This window comes from Furfurilactobacillus curtus (assembly GCF_054657915.1).
Map to the genome: position 1 here is coordinate 1 of NZ_BAAHXU010000008.1, position 247 is coordinate 247.

At 40.5% G+C, this 247-nt stretch carries 1 protein-coding gene; it reads left to right on the forward strand.

What is annotated here, in order from left to right; all coding sequences use genetic code 11:
- The coding region (locus ACYQ0Y_RS10265; protein WP_459935493.1) for a MobA/MobL family protein at window positions 1–247 on the forward strand (247 nt) is incomplete at both ends.

The window sequence follows — 247 nt, forward strand, 5'->3', positions numbered from 1 at the left end:
AATTTTGTCGATCAAGGTATGGTAGCTGACGTAGCAATTCATCGCGATCACCCAGACAATCCGCATGCACATGTGATGTTAACCAATCGCCCATTTAACCCCGATGGTAGTTGGGGATTAAAAGCAAAGACGCAGTACATTAAAGATGAAAATGGCAAGCAACTTTTAACCAAAAGCGGGTTTCCAAAACAAAGAAAAATTTGGTTGGTTGATTGGGATAAAAAGGAAAAAATTAATGAGTGGCGGC